This is a genomic window from Caulobacter zeae, from assembly GCF_002858925.1.
Classification (GTDB): domain Bacteria; phylum Pseudomonadota; class Alphaproteobacteria; order Caulobacterales; family Caulobacteraceae; genus Caulobacter; species Caulobacter zeae.
In genome coordinates this window covers 183372-196347 of record NZ_PJRS01000010.1, presented here as the reverse complement: position 1 = coordinate 196347, position 12976 = coordinate 183372, and the positions used below count along the sequence as shown (strand labels likewise).

Sequence of the window (12976 nt, the reverse complement as noted above, 5' to 3'; positions counted from 1 at the left end):
GATGTCCAGCTCTTCGCTCACCCCATCCCCGCGCGGCGGCGCGCTCGTCACCGGCGCGGGACGGCGCATCGGGCGGGTGCTGGCGCTGGAGACGGCGCGGGCGGGGTATGACGTGGCGGTGCACTACCGCACCGCGCGGAACGAGGCCGAGGCGGTGGTGGCCGAGATCACGGGGCTGGGCCGCCGGGCGGTCGCCGTGCCGGGCGAGCTTGCCGATCCGGATATCGGCGAGGCCCTGGTCGGGGCGGCGTCGCGGGCGATCGGGCCGCTGACCCTGCTGGTCAACTCGGCCTCGACCTTCGAGGACGACCGGGTTGGAGGCTTGACCGCCGACAGCTGGAACCTTCACATGGACGCCAACCTGCGCGCGCCGGTGCTGCTGGCCCAGGCCTTCGCCGCCGCCCTGCCGGCTGATGCGAAGGGGCTGGTGGTCAATCTGGTCGACCAGCGGGTGCTCAAACCCAATCCGCAGTTCTTCAGCTACAGCGTCTCGAAGGCGGGCCTGTGGTGGGTGACGCGCACCCTGGCCCAGGACCTGGCGCCGGCGATCCGCGTCAATGCGATCGGCCCCGGGCCGGTGCTGGCCTCGATCCACCAGGCGCCCGGCGAGTTCGAGGCCGAGGCCGCGGCCACGCCCCTGGGCGGTCCCGTGGATCCGGCCGAACTGGCGGCCGCGATGCGCTATCTCATTGACGCGCCGTCGGTCACGGGCCAGATGATCGCGGTCGACGGCGGCCAGCACCTGGCCTGGCGCACGCCCGACGTCCTAGGTTCCTGAAGGCCCCCGCCCTTGTCCGCCTCCCCCCTCTCCGAAACGCCGTTCCCGGCGCCCGTTCTCGCCAAGATCATCGTCACGAAGGTCTTCGTGCGCGGCCTCAAGGTCGAAGCCGAGATCGGCGTCTACGACCACGAGCACGGCCGCGTGCAGCCGCTGGTCATCGACGTCGAGCTTGACGTCGCCGCCAGCCACTGCGAGCAGCTGGGCGACACGGTGAACTACGAGACCATCCGAACCGCCGCCCAGGACATCGCCGCCGCCGGCCATATCGACCTGGTCGAGACCTTCGCCGAGCGCCTGGCCCAGGCCTGCTTCGACGACCATCGCGTCACCCGCGCCCGGGTGCGGGTCGAAAAGCCCCTGGCCCTGGCCCCGCACGCCGCCGCCGCCGGCGTCGAGATCACCGCCGTCCGCGGGTGACCGGCCTTTCCCATAGCGCCCGCCTGGCTCCGTTCCAGCCCGAAACGGCCTGGAGCCTGGAGGGCGGGACGCTGGTGGAGCGCCGCGGCGCACGCGAACGCCGCTTCGACCTGGCCCATCTTCGCCGCTTCCGCCTGGCCATGCCGCGCGGCGGCGGTCGCCGGCGCGCCCTGGTGCTGAGCTTCGGCCGCCAGCGCTTGGCCATCGCCTCGCAGAGCTGGCGCGGCCCTGGCGCCTACGAGGATCGGCTGGAAAGCTTTTCCCTGCTCGCGCGGGCCATCGCCGCCGTCGGCGCCGACCTGTCGCCGCACGCCCGGTTCGAGACCGCCGGCTTCAAGCTGCGCGACGCCACGACCCTGGTCATCGGCCTGCTGGCGGTGGGGATGGGGGCGCTGCTGCTGCTGGCGATCTCGTCGTCGATGCGGGGCATGGCCATCGACCTGGCCGCGCGCATGGGCTTCCTGCTGCTGCTGATCTTCGCGGGCCTGCCCTGGTTGCCCCGGGGCGAGGCGCTGGACCCGCACGACCTGCCGGCGCGCTGGCTGCCCTGAGGCCTTGCCGCGACCCGCTGGGCGCTCTACCTCCGACGCCATGATCAGCTACCGACCCTCCTTCCCCGACGACGGCGAGCGCATTGTCGAGATCTGGCGCCGCGCGGTCGACGCCACCCACGATTTCCTGTCGCCCGAGGACCGCATCGCCATCGAGGCCGAGGTCCAGGCCTTCCTGCCGACCGCGCCCATGTGGGTGGCCGTCGACGAGGCCGACGTCGCCGTCGCCTTCATGCTGTTGGACGGCGCGCACATGCAGGCGTTGTTCGTCGATCCCGACCATCGCGGAACCGGCGTGGGCCGCAACCTGGTGACCCTGGCCCTGGCCACGCAGTCGACCCTGACCACCGACGTCAACGAACAGAACGCCCAGGCCGTGGGCTTCTACGAGCGGATGGGCTTTACGGTCACCGGCCGCTCGCCCGTCGACGGGCAGGGGCGGGCCTATCCGTTGGTGCATCTGCGCAGGGGTGGCTGACTAGGCCGTCCTTTCCTAAGCTTCATTTGCATCGGCGCGCGTTTTTGGCGAGCATCCGTCAAACATCGCCTCTCGATCCAGGAAGCCCGTGACCGACGTTCAGCCCGACCCCGCCGTCCCGCCCACCCCGCAGGACGACAAGACCCTGCCGATCATCGCCTATGCCTGCTACATCGCCGGCTGGGTGACGGGCATCTCGCCGGTCATCGGCGTGATCCTGGCCTATGTCTCCAAGGCCTCGGCGCCCGAATGGCTGCAGAGCCACTATGTCTTCCAGATCCGCACCTTCTGGCTGTCGCTGCTGTTCGGCCTGGTCGGCGTGCTGACCCTGATCATCGGCATCGGCGCCCTGATCTTGATCGCCGTGGGCATCTGGGTGACCGTGCGCGCGATCGTCGGCCTGTCGTGGCTGCTGAAGGGCGAGGCCTATCCGACGCCCCGCAACTGGATGCTCTGAGGCCCGATGAGCGACCTTGCCCCCTCCGTCGCCCCGCAGGTCGAGCGCCACTCCGAGGACAAGATCGTCCCAGCCGTTGTCTACGGCCTCTACCTGCTGGGCTTCAGCAACGGCCTGACCTTCTTCATCGGCCTGATCGTCGCCTACGTGCAGCGCGGCCAGGCCGGGCCGATCAACGAGAGCCACTATACGTTCGCGATCCGCACCTTCTGGCTGTCGATCGCCTGGTTCCTGCTCGGCGGGGCGCTGGTGCTGTTCGGCATCCCGCTGTCGCTGGTGCTGATCGGCGTGCCGATGATCATCGCGGGGGTGGCGATCATCTCGGCGATCAGCCTCTGGTTCGTCGTCCGTTGCATCGCCGGAATCGCCTTCCTCGTGCGCGGCGAAGCCTATCCCAGGCCGCGCACGTGGTTGATTTAGAGGCAGGAACGGCCGTCGGCGCCCGCGCGGGCGACTTCCAGGTTATCAACGTTCCCCTGACGGGCGAGTATGCTCGACGCCGGTCGCCCGGTCCTATGACTTTCCGCCCCTGGCGGAAGTAAGTCGTGGAGGGGGCGACATGCTGGCTCGCATCGTAGGGATCATCTTGGGGCTGATCCTGACGACGTCGGGATACGTGATCTCAGGCCTGGGCACGCTGGGGACGTGGGCCCTAAGCTGGGATCTCGGCCCGTTCGAGCCGCATCGGACGACCGCCGGCTGGGCGGCGATGACGTTGGGGGGAATCCTTCTCGTCGCCGCCCTGCTGCCCCGCAAGGGGACGTCGCGTCGGGGGACGCGACGCAGGAAAGGGAGCGCTCGCGGGGGCGAGCGTTCCCTGACCAAACCCTTCGACATGGACGGGCCCCAGATGGACGGGCCTCAGATGGATCGGCCCGAGCCCGCCGCGCCGGTTTCGGCTATAGCGGCGCCCATGACGATCGCTCCCGCCGTTCAAGCCGCGCCCGCATCGACGCCGGTCGGCGCCACCGAGTTCGAGATCCTGCGGGCCGAGATGCTGGCCCTGTGCGGCTCGGAGGCCTGGAATCCGGCCGCCCGGGTGCTGGCCCGGCTGGTCCGGGTCGCCGAAAGCGACCGCGAACGGACGATCGCCTATCGCGACCTGGGCGACTTCGCCGCCGCCCAAGGCCGTCATGACGACGCCGCCGAGGCCTATGAGGAGGCCGTCTCCTACGCCCGTATGGTCAGGAAGGCGCAGCCCAATGATCCGTCGGCGGACGAGCTTCTGGCCGGGGCCCTGGCCGGGGTGGGCGACACCGCCGAGGCGGAAGGCCGCCTGAACGAAGCGCTTGCCGCCTTCGAGGAGGCGCTGGCCCTGCGCCGTTCGCCCGGCGGCCGCGAAGCCGCCGATCCCGGCGCGCAGCGGGCGCTGTCGGTGGCGCTGGAGCGGCTGGCCGACCTGCGCGAGGATCGCGGCCACCGCATGCGGGCCCTGGACCTCTACCGCGAGAGCTACGACGTCACCGCGCGCCTGGCCGCCGCCGACCCGGCCCGCTTCGGCCTGGATCTGGTCGCGACACGCGCGCGCCTGGAAGAGATCGAGGCGCGGGTCGCGGGGTAGAGACCCTGGATCCCTCCCCCCTTTATGGGGGAGGGGCAGGGCGGGGACCACGGCGGTCGAAGTTGCAGCGCCGTATCCGGTCCAGCCGCCGCGCCACCCCCATCCCCGACCCTTCCCCCATCAAGGGGGAAGGGGGCGAAACGCAGACTTGTGGCCAAGCTTTCTGCCCGTCATCATCCGCCGCCTTCGGGGGCTTGCGTCCCCCGCTCTGGGGGAAGTCATGGTCTATCTGCGCTGGCGGCGCTTCATCGAGATGGCGTCGCTGGATCGTCCGTGGCTGGGCGACCTGATGGAGAAGCGCAAGGGCGAGGCCTTCCGCGCCGCCCCGGTCGAGCGCTGGGACCAGGAGTATCGCGACGGCGTCTACGATCGCCTGCATCGCTCGGACCAGCGCCATCATCACCGGTTGCTGGCGGCCATGATCGCCGACCGCTGGCCCAGCCCCCGCGTGCTCGAGATCGGGGCCGGCGAGGGTGTGTTCTTCGAGGCCCTGCGCAACCACCGCCCCGCCCGCTATGTGGGCGTCGACTTCTCCGAGCCGGCGGTGGCGACGGGGCAAGAGCGCCTGTCGGCCGAGATCGCCTCGGGCCAGGTCCAGATGCTGCTGGGCGACGGCCGCACGTTCAGCACCGACGAGACCTTCGACGTGGTGGTGTTCTCCGAGTGCATCGAGCATTTGGGGCAGGTCGAGCCGCTGATCGACCACTATCGGTCGATGCTGGCGCCCGGCGGCGCCGTGGGCCTGACCATGTGGCTGTCGCTGAAGCCGCTGCGCCTTTGGCGGACGCTGAAGGCCATGGGCCAGGTTCACGACGAGGCCGTGGTCAACACGCCGTGGGGCGGCGGCTGGCTGGTGGCGACGGTCGGCGTGACGGACTGATCGGCTTGAGGAACCTCCCCCTGTGGGGGAGGCGATCGCGCAGCGATCTGTTGGGGGGGAGTTTTGCTGTCTCCAACGTTCCGGAAGCTGAAAACGGCCCCCCCGCCGGCCTTCGGCCGCCTCCCCCAGAGGGGGAGGTTCCTTGAAGGCGCAGCGTCCGAAGGCGGCTCGCCCAAAGAAAAACCCCGGAGCGTTTCCGCCCCGGGGTCTTCAATTCAAAGCTCGAACCAGGCCTTACGCCGGGACGACTTCCTCGCGGCGCACCAGGGCGGCGTAGGCGTCCATCAGGCCCAGCGACAGCTTGCCGGGCGTGAAGGTGAATTCGCCGATCTCGGCCACCGGGGTGACCTCGGCGGCGGTGCCGACGATGAAGCACTCGGAGAAGCCGGCCAGCTCTTCCTTCTCGATGTGGCGCTCGACCACCTCGACGCCCTGGCCCTTGGCGATCTCGATCACCGTGCGGCGGGTGATGCCGTCCAGGAAGCAGTCGGGCTTGGGCGTGTGCAGCACGCCGTCCTTGACGAAGAACACGTTGGCGCCGGTCGCCTCGGCCACGTAGCCGCGGTAGTCCAGCATCATCGCGTCGGTGTAGCCGTCCTTCTCCGCGGCGTGCTTGGAGATGGTGCAGATCATGTAGAGGCCGGCGGCCTTGGCGGCGACGGGGGCCGTCTTCGGGTCGGGGCGATTGTACTTGGCCCAGGTCAGGCGGATGCCCTTGGCCTTCAGCGCCGGGTCGAAGTAGCTGGGCCAGTCCCACACGGCGATGGCCACGTGGATCCTGGTCTGCTGCGCCGAAACGCCGATCATCTCGCTGCCGCGCCAGGCGATCGGGCGCACGTAGCAGTCCGACAGGCCGTTCTTGGCGGCCGTCGCCTTGCAGGCCTCGTCGATCTCGGCCACCGTGTAGGGGATCTCGAAATCGAGGATTTCGGCCGACTTGAACAGGCGCTCGGTATGCTCGGTCAGCTTGAAGATCTCGCCGCCGTACATGCGCTCGCCCTCGAACACCGACGAGGCGTAGTGCAGGCCGTGCGTCAATACGTGCACCTTCGCCTCGCGCCAGGGAACGAACCGGCCATCCAGCCAGATCCATCCGTCGCGATCATCGAAGGGAACGAGAGACATCGGTCCAAGACCTCCTTATTTGGAACCCGGTCCTTAGACGCCCGAGGAGCCGGAAGGTCAAACGAAATGGACGCCCGAGCATGACGCCACACGCCGATCCCCGCCTGATCCTGCGCGAGGAGGAGCTCGACGGCGGCCTGGAGTTGATTCTCCTGGCCGAGGCGGCGCTGTGGGCGGCGGTCGACGGCGTCCTGGAAACCGAGGGGCCGGGCCTGGGGCGTTCGCACTGGCGGGCGGCCTTCCTGCTTCGCCGGCGCCCGGGCATCGGCGTGCAGGACCTGTCCAAGCTCACCAGCCTGTCCAAGCAGGCGGCCAGCAAGACCCTGTCGGACCTCCAGCGTCTGGGCCTGGCCGAAAAGGCCTCGGGCGATCTCGACGCGCGACGCCGTCCGGCCGTGCTGACCGAGGCCGGCAAGGCCTTCGAGGCGCGGGTCAGCGAGCGGCTGCGGGCGCTTCTGGGGCGCGCCTACCGCACGGGAGGGCTGGATGGCGTGCCGGGGGCGCGCCGGATCCTGGCGGCCCTGGCCGGACCTCGCCAGGGGGTGGGCGTCAATCGAAGGGAGGCGCTGTGAGCCCCGAGGAAAGACGCGACCGCCACCTCCTGGTGGTCGACGACGACGACCGCATCCGCGAACTGCTCAAGCAGTTCCTCAGCCGCGCCGGTTTCCGGGTCAGCGCCGCGGCCGACGCCGCCCACGCCGATCGGCTGATCGGGGTGATGGACTTCGATCTGCTGGTGCTCGACGTGATGATGCCGGGCGAGGACGGTTTCGCCTTCACCAGGCGGGTGCGGGCCAAGGGCGGCGAGGTCGGCCGCATGCCGATCCTGATGCTGACCGCGCGCGACACCACCGGCGACCGCATCGAGGGCCTGACCCACGGCGCCGACGACTACCTGGCCAAGCCGTTCGAGCCGCAGGAGCTGTTGCTGCGCATCGAGTCGATCCTGCGCCGCGCCGCGCCCAAGCCGATGGGCCCGCAGGAGATCCTCATGGGCGACTGCGCCTTCATGCCCGATCGCGGCGAACTGACCCGCGCCGGCGCGCCGGTGCGCCTGACCGAGGCCGAGGTCGCGCTGCTGCGGCGCCTGGCCCGGGCCCTGCACGAGCCGGTCGACCGCCTGGAACTGGCCCGCGACACCGCCGACGCCACGGGCCGCGCCGTCGACGTCCAGGTCACCCGCCTGCGCCGCAAGATCGAACCCGACCCCAAGAACCCGCGGTACCTCCAGACCGTGCGGGGGGTGGGTTATCGGCTGGCGCCGGATTGATGGGGGTCATGCCGCAAGGAACCTCCCCCCGTGGGGGAGGCGGCCGAAGGCCGGTGGGGGGGCGTTTTCAGCTTCCATCACGGTTGGCTGATTTCGCGTTCACTCCCCCCACCGATCGCTTGGTGATCGCCTCCTCCTTCAGGGGGAGGATCTAAGTCATGCGCCTGCGCACCCGCCTGTTCATTCCGCGCCAGATCAAGCGCTGGCTGCCGACCTCGCTGTTTGGCCGGTCCCTGCTGATCATCGTGCTTCCCGTGGCGGTGATGCAAATCGCCGTCACCTGGGGGTTCTTCGACGCCCACTGGGAGACGGTGAACAGCCGCCTGTCCGAGGGCCTGGCCGGCGACATCGCCTGGGCCGTGGCCACCTACCAGGACGACCCCAGCCCCGCCGCCGTCGACCGCATGGCCCAGCGGGCCGAGGAGACGATGGACCTGTCCATCGCCCTTCTGAGGGGGCGCGAGCTGCCGACGGGCAAGCGGCCGGCCATGTTCGCCTCGCTCGACCGCTCGATGCAGCGGGCCCTGGAGGAGCGGCTGGACGAGCCGTTCTGGTTCGACGCCTCCAACCGCTACGCCGCCCACGTCCAGATCCAGGTGAAGGTCAGGGAAGGCGTGCTGCGGATTTACGCCCCCACCGACCGCGCCTTCGCCACCCAGGGGCACATCTTCATCCTGTGGATGGTGGTGGCGACGATGCTGCTGACGGCCATCGCCATCCTGTTCATCCGCAACCAGGTGCGGGCCATCGAGCGCCTGGCCGATGCGGCCGACGCCTTTGGTCGCGGAGCCGACCACGAGTTCAAGCCGCACGGCGCGCGCGAGGTGCGCCAGGCGGCCCAGGCGTTCCTGGCCATGAAGGCCCGCATCCAGCGCCACATCGAGCAGCGTACGGCCCTGTTGGCCAGCGTCAGCCACGACCTGCGCACGCCGCTGACCCGGCTGAAGCTGGAGATGGCCCTCTCCGAGCCCGGTCCGCAGGTCGAGGCCATCAAGCGCGATCTCTCCGAAATGGAGCACATGATCGACGAATACCTGGCCTTCGCGCGCGGGGAGGGCGGCGAGGCGCTGCAGCAGATCGAACTGGCCCCGCTGATCGCCGGCGTCTGCGCGGCGGCCGAGCGGGGCGGGGCGCGGGTCGAGACCGTGCTCGAACAGGACCTCGTGGCCAACCTGCGGTCCAGCGCCTTCAAGCGGGCCCTGGCCAACCTGGTCGAGAACGCCGCCGCCCATGGCGACACCGTCCGCGTGACGCTGGAGGCGCGGCTGACGGGCGGGGTGAACATCATCGTCGACGACGACGGCCCCGGCATTCCCGAGGATCGCTACGAAGACGCCTTCAAGCCCTTCAACCGCCTCGACGAGTCGCGGAACCAGAACGAGAAGGGCGTGGGGCTGGGCCTGGCGCTTGCCCGCGACATGGCCCGAGGACTGGGCGGCGATCTGGTTCTGGAACGCTCGCCGATGGGCGGCCTGCGGGCGGTGATGAGGCTGCCGGGCTAGAACGGCGCGGGGATGCGGCCCTGGATCAGGATCCTGGGCCGGGCCTCCGGCGCGCGCTCGACCGACACGTCGTACATCAGGTGAACGCTGTCGCCGAGCGGCCGCGGATGGCGGCTGATCCACAGGCTCCAGCGGCCGTCCTTGTCCTTGCGCAGGTGATAGAGGCCGGGCAGCGGCAGGGCGGCGAAGGCGGCCGTCTCGCCTTCCGGGCAGGCGGGCGGGCCGCTGATCGTGTCGCAGGCCAGGCTGGCCTCGGCGCGCTGGCCCAGGGCCTGCTGGTCGACCAGCCAGGCCAGGAGCTGCGCGGCCTCCTCGCGCGTGGCGCCCGAGACCGTGGCGAACCCCTCCAGACTCTCGCCCCGGCAGGCGGCGCCGGCGGCCAGGGTCTCTCTGACGCGGACCTTGTCGGGATCGGGCGCGATCGTCGGATCCCCGCCGCCGGGGTGCTGGCGATAGCGCAGGCCGACCTCGTGGATGCGGCGGGTGCAGACGCCGGGCGCGACGGACGCTGGGGCGTCGCCGAACTCGAAGCGACCCATCACCGCCAGCATGTGGTCGGGGGTGAACCGGTGCGCGGTCGGGGCGGCGTCGGCCGGCAGCAGCGCGCGGGCGGCCGCCAGGTTGGCCGGGGTGTCGGGCGATGGCGACTGGGCGAGGGCCGGGGCGGCCAGGCCCAGGGCGACGAGGAACGGAAGGGCGGTGTGCGGCATGGCGCGAGGCTCCCGCTATTTCGCGTTGCGCGCAATGACCTTGAATGCATCTTTTGGTTGACTATCTGCCATGTTCGCCTTTCCCGCATTCGCGCCACGCAGAGGGGCCGCGCCATGAAGATCAAGGACATCCAGCAGCAACTGGCCGCACGCGGCTACACGCCGGGGCCGATCGACGGGATCTGGGGTCGCCAGACCATCGCCGCCGTCCGCCGGTTCCAGGGGCGGCACGGGCTGGAGCCCGACGGCGTGGTCGGGCCGCTGACCCTGGCGGCGCTGTTCCAGGGCGCGCCGGCCGCCGCCGCGCCGACGCCCTCGTCCCTGACCGGCTTCGACGACCCCAGCCTGGTCTGGTTCCAAGAGGCGCGGCGCCTGATCGGCACGCGCGAGAAGCCCGGCAAGGGCGACAATCCCGAAATCCTCGACTGGGCCTCCGAGCAGGGCCTCAAGAACATCTATACCGGCGACGACATCCCATGGTGCGGCCTCTTCGTCGGCCACTGCGTCAGCAGCACGCTGGATCGCGAGGCCACGCCCTCGAACCTGCTGACGGCCAGGGCCTGGGAGCGGTTCGGCATCCCGATCGCCCCGACGCCCGGCGCGGTGATGGTGTTCTGGCGAGAGAGCCGGGGCGGCGGCAAGGGCCATGTCGGCTTCTACGCCGGCGAGGACGAGGCCGGCGCCTACCGCATCCTAGGCGGCAACCAGTCCGACAGCGTCTCCCTGGCCTGGCTGGGGAAGGACCGCTTCCTCGGCGCCCGCTGGCCCGCCACCGTGCCGCCGCCGGTTCCGCGTGCGATCAGGGTGACGCGCACGGCCGGCCTGTCGTGGAACGAGGCCTGACTAGCGAACGCGAGGCGTCCTGGATGTTCGATCCGCCGAGGTGATCAGGCGGTTCAGAACGTGCGAGCAGGCCAGGAACAGGCCTGCCCCGCCGACGCAAGCCGCGACGTGAAACGCGTTGATCGAAGCGTCCGTGACGAGCAGTGGCCCCAGAAGGCCGCCTGAAAGCATGGCCCACCGCAGGAGCCAGGGTGCGCGTCCGGCGAACATGCCTATCCCGCAGGCGACGAGGCACGGGACAAGCCATAGGTGCTCGGAGCGCATGGCGGGTCTCTGTCTCGCAATCAGTCAGGCGGCGACCAGAGGCTCGATCGCCTCCAGGTCGGCTCGGCGCTCGATCACGGCTTTCGAAAGGTCGTGCTGGGCCTGGAGGTTCATCCAGAACTGCGCGTTCATGCCGAACACCCGCTCCAGCCGCAGGGCGGTGTCGGGAGTGATGGGCTGAGCTTCACGGGTCAGGCGTTCGATCCGCGTGCGGTCCTTCAAGCCCATGGCCTTGGACAGCGCCCCGGCGGTCAGGCCCATCGGCGTCATGAAGTCCTCGCGCAGGATCTCGCCCGGATGCGGCAGGGGACTGACGAAATCGAGACCCAGGAAGGTGGCGTTCATCGTTGCGGATCCTCAGTGATAGTCGCCAAACCTGACGTCCTCCGGTCCTTCCGCGTCCCACCGGAACGTGATGCGGAACTGGTCGTTGACGCTGGCAGACCATTCGCCCGCCCGATCGCCTTCCAGCGCATGCAAGCGATTGCCCGGCGGGATGCGCATCTGCGTAACCTCGGTGACCGCGTTCAACTGAGCCAGCAGCCGGCGGGTCCGCTTCACGAGGTCGGCGGGGAAACCCTTGGGCGAGCCCCCGAGGAAAACGGCCAAGGCGGCGTCGCTCTTCCAGCTCTGGATCATCGGCGGTGATCATTCGAGGATTGACTGTAGCGCGTTGCGCTACATTTGACAAGGTCTGTGTAGCGTGTTGCGCTACGCCTTCGAGGTCACCAGCGGCCCGGCTTCCATTCGATCGGCAGGGTCAACCAGCGGCCGTCGACCGGCTTGCCCTCGGCGTCCTTAGGCTTCATCCGGAACAGGCGCGACAGCTTGAGGGCGGCCGCGCCGAGGTCGACATCGGTCGGGGCCTCGCTGGTCACGGTGCAGCCGGAGAAGGCGCCGGCGGCGTCGATCTGGCATTCGAGCACGGCCTTGCCGCCCTTGGTTCCCGCGCGCACCGGGTAGTGGTTGTGCATGTCGTTGACCGACGGCGTGCGCGCCCACACCGGACGTGTGACGAAGTCGCGGGTCTCCTCGGCGGCGGCCGAATGCGCGGCGCCAAGGGCGGCGATCGCGGCGGCGTAGGCCAGCGTGGTCTTCCAGGTCATGTGCGGCTTTCGTCCCCCGACGGTAGTTACGGCGCCACTATCGGCCGTAACGGCCTGGGCCTGCAACCTGGCTTCAGAATCCCGCGCCGACCTTGGCCAGTTGCTCGGCCATCTGCTTCAGGCGCTTGTCGAGCTCGGCCATGGTGCGGTTCAGCGCGCCCTCGTCGTCGCGCCAGACCTGCAGGGTGCGGGCCCAGACGGCGGTCATGGCCGCCAGCCGCACGGGCGTGGCCTCGATCCCGGCCGCCTCGAGGATCGCCCGGGCGGTCTTGGGAAAGCGCACGGCGGCGCGGGGCAGGCCTTCCGACTTGGAAATGGCGATCAGGGCGTGGCGGTGCGGCTCCATGGCCTCGACCCGGGCCATGGCGGCGTCGAACAGGCGGTCGTGGGCGGCCGCGCCCTCGCCGGCGTCGGCGTTCAGCGCCGCCTGATCGAAACGCAGGGACAGGTGGGCCAGCACCTTGGCCTTGCTGTCGGCCTTCACATAGAGCTCGGCGAACGGCGCACCGGCCGCGACGGCGATGTCGCGCAGGGCGATCTGCGGCCAGGGACGGTCGGCGGCAAGGGAAAGCGCGGCGGCGGCCGCGCGGTCGAGCAGGTCTTCGGCGGGCGTGGTCATGGTCAAAGACATGGCCGTGCAGGCGCCGACTGGCAAGGTCGGCGCTTGCCTCGCGGCCCTAGTTCGGGGAAAGGGGCGCCCATGAGCCTTTCCTATTTCCGCTGCGACTGGGCCCACGAGAGCGCCGAAGAGCCCGTGTCGATCTTCTACGAGGTCGACGACGAGGGTCGGGTGCTGCGCCTGATCGACGTTTTCCGTGACGGCAGCCGCGAGCGCGACGCCGTCGCCAACTATGTCGGCCGCGAGCACGAACTGCCTGGCGAGGCCAGCCTGTCGGAAGACGACTTCCACGACTCGGTCGAGGCCCTGCTCGACGACGAAGACGTGGTCGAGGGCGAGGATCGCCTGTCGCTGACCCCCGTGGAGGCCTCGGTGTTCGAGGCGGCCTGGCGGTTGGACGCCTGATCCAGCC

Annotated in this window: 19 protein-coding genes; 13 read left to right on the top strand and 6 right to left on the bottom strand. The window is 70.1% G+C overall.

The features are described from left to right. Window position 1 precedes the first annotated feature (1 nt). The 8 genes from SGCZBJ_RS04470 (at window position 2) to SGCZBJ_RS04435 (ending at window position 5125) form a co-directional block, all read left to right on the top strand. Window positions 2-778: an SDR family oxidoreductase gene (locus tag SGCZBJ_RS04470; protein ID WP_101716816.1), complete on the top strand. Its 777-nt coding sequence runs from the start codon at window positions 2-4 to the stop codon at window positions 776-778. A 12-nt stretch (window positions 779-790) separates the two neighbouring features. Continuing rightward, window positions 791-1198, top strand: a complete 408-nt coding sequence (gene folB, locus SGCZBJ_RS04465) for a dihydroneopterin aldolase (protein ID WP_101716815.1) — start codon at window positions 791-793, stop codon at window positions 1196-1198. Beyond that, window positions 1195-1749, top strand: coding sequence for a hypothetical protein (locus SGCZBJ_RS04460; protein ID WP_101716814.1), 555 nt, complete (start codon window positions 1195-1197; stop codon window positions 1747-1749). Before folB ends, SGCZBJ_RS04460 begins: the two co-directional genes overlap by 4 nt. Window positions 1750-1789: 40 nt before the next feature. Beyond that, entirely contained in the window at window positions 1790-2227 is a 438-nt protein-coding gene (locus SGCZBJ_RS04455; protein WP_101716813.1) for an acetyltransferase, read from the top strand. An 88-nt stretch (window positions 2228-2315) separates the two neighbouring features. Then, the gene (locus SGCZBJ_RS04450; RefSeq protein ID WP_101716812.1) at window positions 2316-2684 is read left to right on the top strand and encodes a DUF4870 family protein; all 369 of its coding nucleotides are present in this window, start codon (window positions 2316-2318) and stop codon (window positions 2682-2684) included. 6 nt (window positions 2685-2690) lie between these two features. Then, a complete protein-coding gene (locus SGCZBJ_RS04445) occupies window positions 2691-3104 on the top strand; it encodes a DUF4870 family protein (RefSeq protein WP_101716811.1) in 414 nt (137 codons plus the stop codon). A 139-nt stretch (window positions 3105-3243) separates the two neighbouring features. Next, window positions 3244-4245, top strand: a complete 1002-nt coding sequence (locus SGCZBJ_RS26460) for a tetratricopeptide repeat protein (RefSeq protein WP_101716810.1) — start codon at window positions 3244-3246, stop codon at window positions 4243-4245. Window positions 4246-4465: 220 nt separating this feature from the next. Further along, on the top strand, window positions 4466-5125 hold the full coding sequence (locus SGCZBJ_RS04435) for an SAM-dependent methyltransferase (protein ID WP_101716809.1): 660 nt from the start codon (window positions 4466-4468) through the stop codon (window positions 5123-5125). Between the two features lie 234 nt (window positions 5126-5359). Here the strand turns inward: SGCZBJ_RS04435 and SGCZBJ_RS04430 are convergent, their stop codons facing one another. Beyond that, window positions 5360-6250, bottom strand: coding sequence for a branched-chain amino acid aminotransferase (locus tag SGCZBJ_RS04430; RefSeq protein WP_101716808.1), 891 nt, complete (start codon window positions 6248-6250; stop codon window positions 5360-5362). An 80-nt stretch (window positions 6251-6330) separates the two neighbouring features. On the opposite strand from SGCZBJ_RS04430, the gene SGCZBJ_RS04425 reads away from it, so the two are divergent. From SGCZBJ_RS04425 to SGCZBJ_RS04415, 3 genes are all read left to right on the top strand, one after another. Then, window positions 6331-6822 (top strand): MarR family winged helix-turn-helix transcriptional regulator, encoded by a 492-nt coding sequence (locus SGCZBJ_RS04425; RefSeq protein ID WP_101716807.1) that lies wholly within the window; start codon window positions 6331-6333, stop codon window positions 6820-6822. Continuing rightward, entirely contained in the window at window positions 6819-7520 is a 702-nt protein-coding gene (locus SGCZBJ_RS04420; protein WP_101716806.1) for a response regulator, read from the top strand. Before SGCZBJ_RS04425 ends, SGCZBJ_RS04420 begins: the two co-directional genes overlap by 4 nt. 158 nt (window positions 7521-7678) lie before the next feature. Further along, a complete protein-coding gene (locus tag SGCZBJ_RS04415) occupies window positions 7679-9022 on the top strand; it encodes an ATP-binding protein (RefSeq protein ID WP_101716805.1) in 1344 nt (447 codons plus the stop codon). Here the strand turns inward: SGCZBJ_RS04415 and SGCZBJ_RS04410 are convergent. Beyond that, complete coding sequence (locus SGCZBJ_RS04410; protein ID WP_101716804.1) at window positions 9019-9732, bottom strand: hypothetical protein; 714 nt, start codon at window positions 9730-9732, stop codon at window positions 9019-9021. The two genes, SGCZBJ_RS04415 and SGCZBJ_RS04410, sit on opposite strands and share 4 nt — an antisense overlap. Window positions 9733-9846: 114 nt before the next feature. Between SGCZBJ_RS04410 and SGCZBJ_RS04405 the strand changes: the two genes are divergently transcribed. Continuing rightward, window positions 9847-10575, top strand: a complete 729-nt coding sequence (locus SGCZBJ_RS04405; RefSeq protein WP_101716803.1) for an NlpC/P60 family protein — start codon at window positions 9847-9849, stop codon at window positions 10573-10575. A 288-nt stretch (window positions 10576-10863) separates the two neighbouring features. Here the strand turns inward: SGCZBJ_RS04405 and SGCZBJ_RS04395 are convergent, their stop codons facing one another. The 4 genes from SGCZBJ_RS04395 to SGCZBJ_RS04380 form a co-directional block, all read right to left on the bottom strand. After that, the gene (locus tag SGCZBJ_RS04395) at window positions 10864-11184 is read right to left on the bottom strand and encodes a HigA family addiction module antitoxin (protein ID WP_101716801.1); all 321 of its coding nucleotides are present in this window, start codon (window positions 11182-11184) and stop codon (window positions 10864-10866) included. Between the two features lie 12 nt (window positions 11185-11196). Then, entirely contained in the window at window positions 11197-11478 is a 282-nt protein-coding gene (locus SGCZBJ_RS04390) for a type II toxin-antitoxin system RelE/ParE family toxin (RefSeq protein WP_101716800.1), read from the bottom strand. 86 nt (window positions 11479-11564) lie between these two features. Next, window positions 11565-11945: a TonB family protein gene (locus SGCZBJ_RS04385; protein WP_101716799.1), complete on the bottom strand. Its 381-nt coding sequence runs from the start codon at window positions 11943-11945 to the stop codon at window positions 11565-11567. Between the two features lie 73 nt (window positions 11946-12018). Then, window positions 12019-12564: a TetR family transcriptional regulator gene (locus tag SGCZBJ_RS04380; RefSeq protein ID WP_101716883.1), complete on the bottom strand. Its 546-nt coding sequence runs from the start codon at window positions 12562-12564 to the stop codon at window positions 12019-12021. A gap of 81 nt (window positions 12565-12645) precedes the next feature. Here SGCZBJ_RS04380 and SGCZBJ_RS04375 point away from each other — a divergent pair, with 81 nt between their 5' ends. Beyond that, window positions 12646-12969: a DUF6881 domain-containing protein gene (locus SGCZBJ_RS04375; RefSeq protein WP_101716798.1), complete on the top strand. Its 324-nt coding sequence runs from the start codon at window positions 12646-12648 to the stop codon at window positions 12967-12969. Window positions 12970-12976 lie beyond the last annotated feature (7 nt).

Bases quoted from the DNA above. Each gene is read 5' to 3' on its own strand.
- SGCZBJ_RS04470 (WP_101716816.1), top strand. From the start codon at position 2: ATGTCCAGCTCTTCGCTCACCCCATCCCCGCGCGGCGGCGCGCTCGTC.
- SGCZBJ_RS04455 (WP_101716813.1), top strand. From the start codon at position 1,790: ATGATCAGCTACCGACCCTCCTTCCCCGACGACGGCGAGCGCATTGTC.
- SGCZBJ_RS04445 (WP_101716811.1), top strand. From the start codon at position 2,691: ATGAGCGACCTTGCCCCCTCCGTCGCCCCGCAGGTCGAGCGCCACTCC.
- SGCZBJ_RS26460 (WP_101716810.1), top strand. From the start codon at position 3,244: ATGCTGGCTCGCATCGTAGGGATCATCTTGGGGCTGATCCTGACGACG.
- SGCZBJ_RS04435 (WP_101716809.1), top strand. From the start codon at position 4,466: ATGGTCTATCTGCGCTGGCGGCGCTTCATCGAGATGGCGTCGCTGGAT.
- SGCZBJ_RS04430 (WP_101716808.1), bottom strand. From the start codon at position 6,250: ATGTCTCTCGTTCCCTTCGATGATCGCGACGGATGGATCTGGCTGGAT.
- SGCZBJ_RS04425 (WP_101716807.1), top strand. From the start codon at position 6,331: ATGACGCCACACGCCGATCCCCGCCTGATCCTGCGCGAGGAGGAGCTC.
- SGCZBJ_RS04415 (WP_101716805.1), top strand. From the start codon at position 7,679: ATGCGCCTGCGCACCCGCCTGTTCATTCCGCGCCAGATCAAGCGCTGG.
- SGCZBJ_RS04410 (WP_101716804.1), bottom strand. From the start codon at position 9,732: ATGCCGCACACCGCCCTTCCGTTCCTCGTCGCCCTGGGCCTGGCCGCC.
- SGCZBJ_RS04405 (WP_101716803.1), top strand. From the start codon at position 9,847: ATGAAGATCAAGGACATCCAGCAGCAACTGGCCGCACGCGGCTACACG.
- SGCZBJ_RS04395 (WP_101716801.1), bottom strand. From the start codon at position 11,184: ATGAACGCCACCTTCCTGGGTCTCGATTTCGTCAGTCCCCTGCCGCAT.
- SGCZBJ_RS04390 (WP_101716800.1), bottom strand. From the start codon at position 11,478: ATGATCCAGAGCTGGAAGAGCGACGCCGCCTTGGCCGTTTTCCTCGGG.
- SGCZBJ_RS04385 (WP_101716799.1), bottom strand. From the start codon at position 11,945: ATGACCTGGAAGACCACGCTGGCCTACGCCGCCGCGATCGCCGCCCTT.
- SGCZBJ_RS04380 (WP_101716883.1), bottom strand. From the start codon at position 12,564: ATGACCACGCCCGCCGAAGACCTGCTCGACCGCGCGGCCGCCGCCGCG.
- SGCZBJ_RS04375 (WP_101716798.1), top strand. From the start codon at position 12,646: ATGAGCCTTTCCTATTTCCGCTGCGACTGGGCCCACGAGAGCGCCGAA.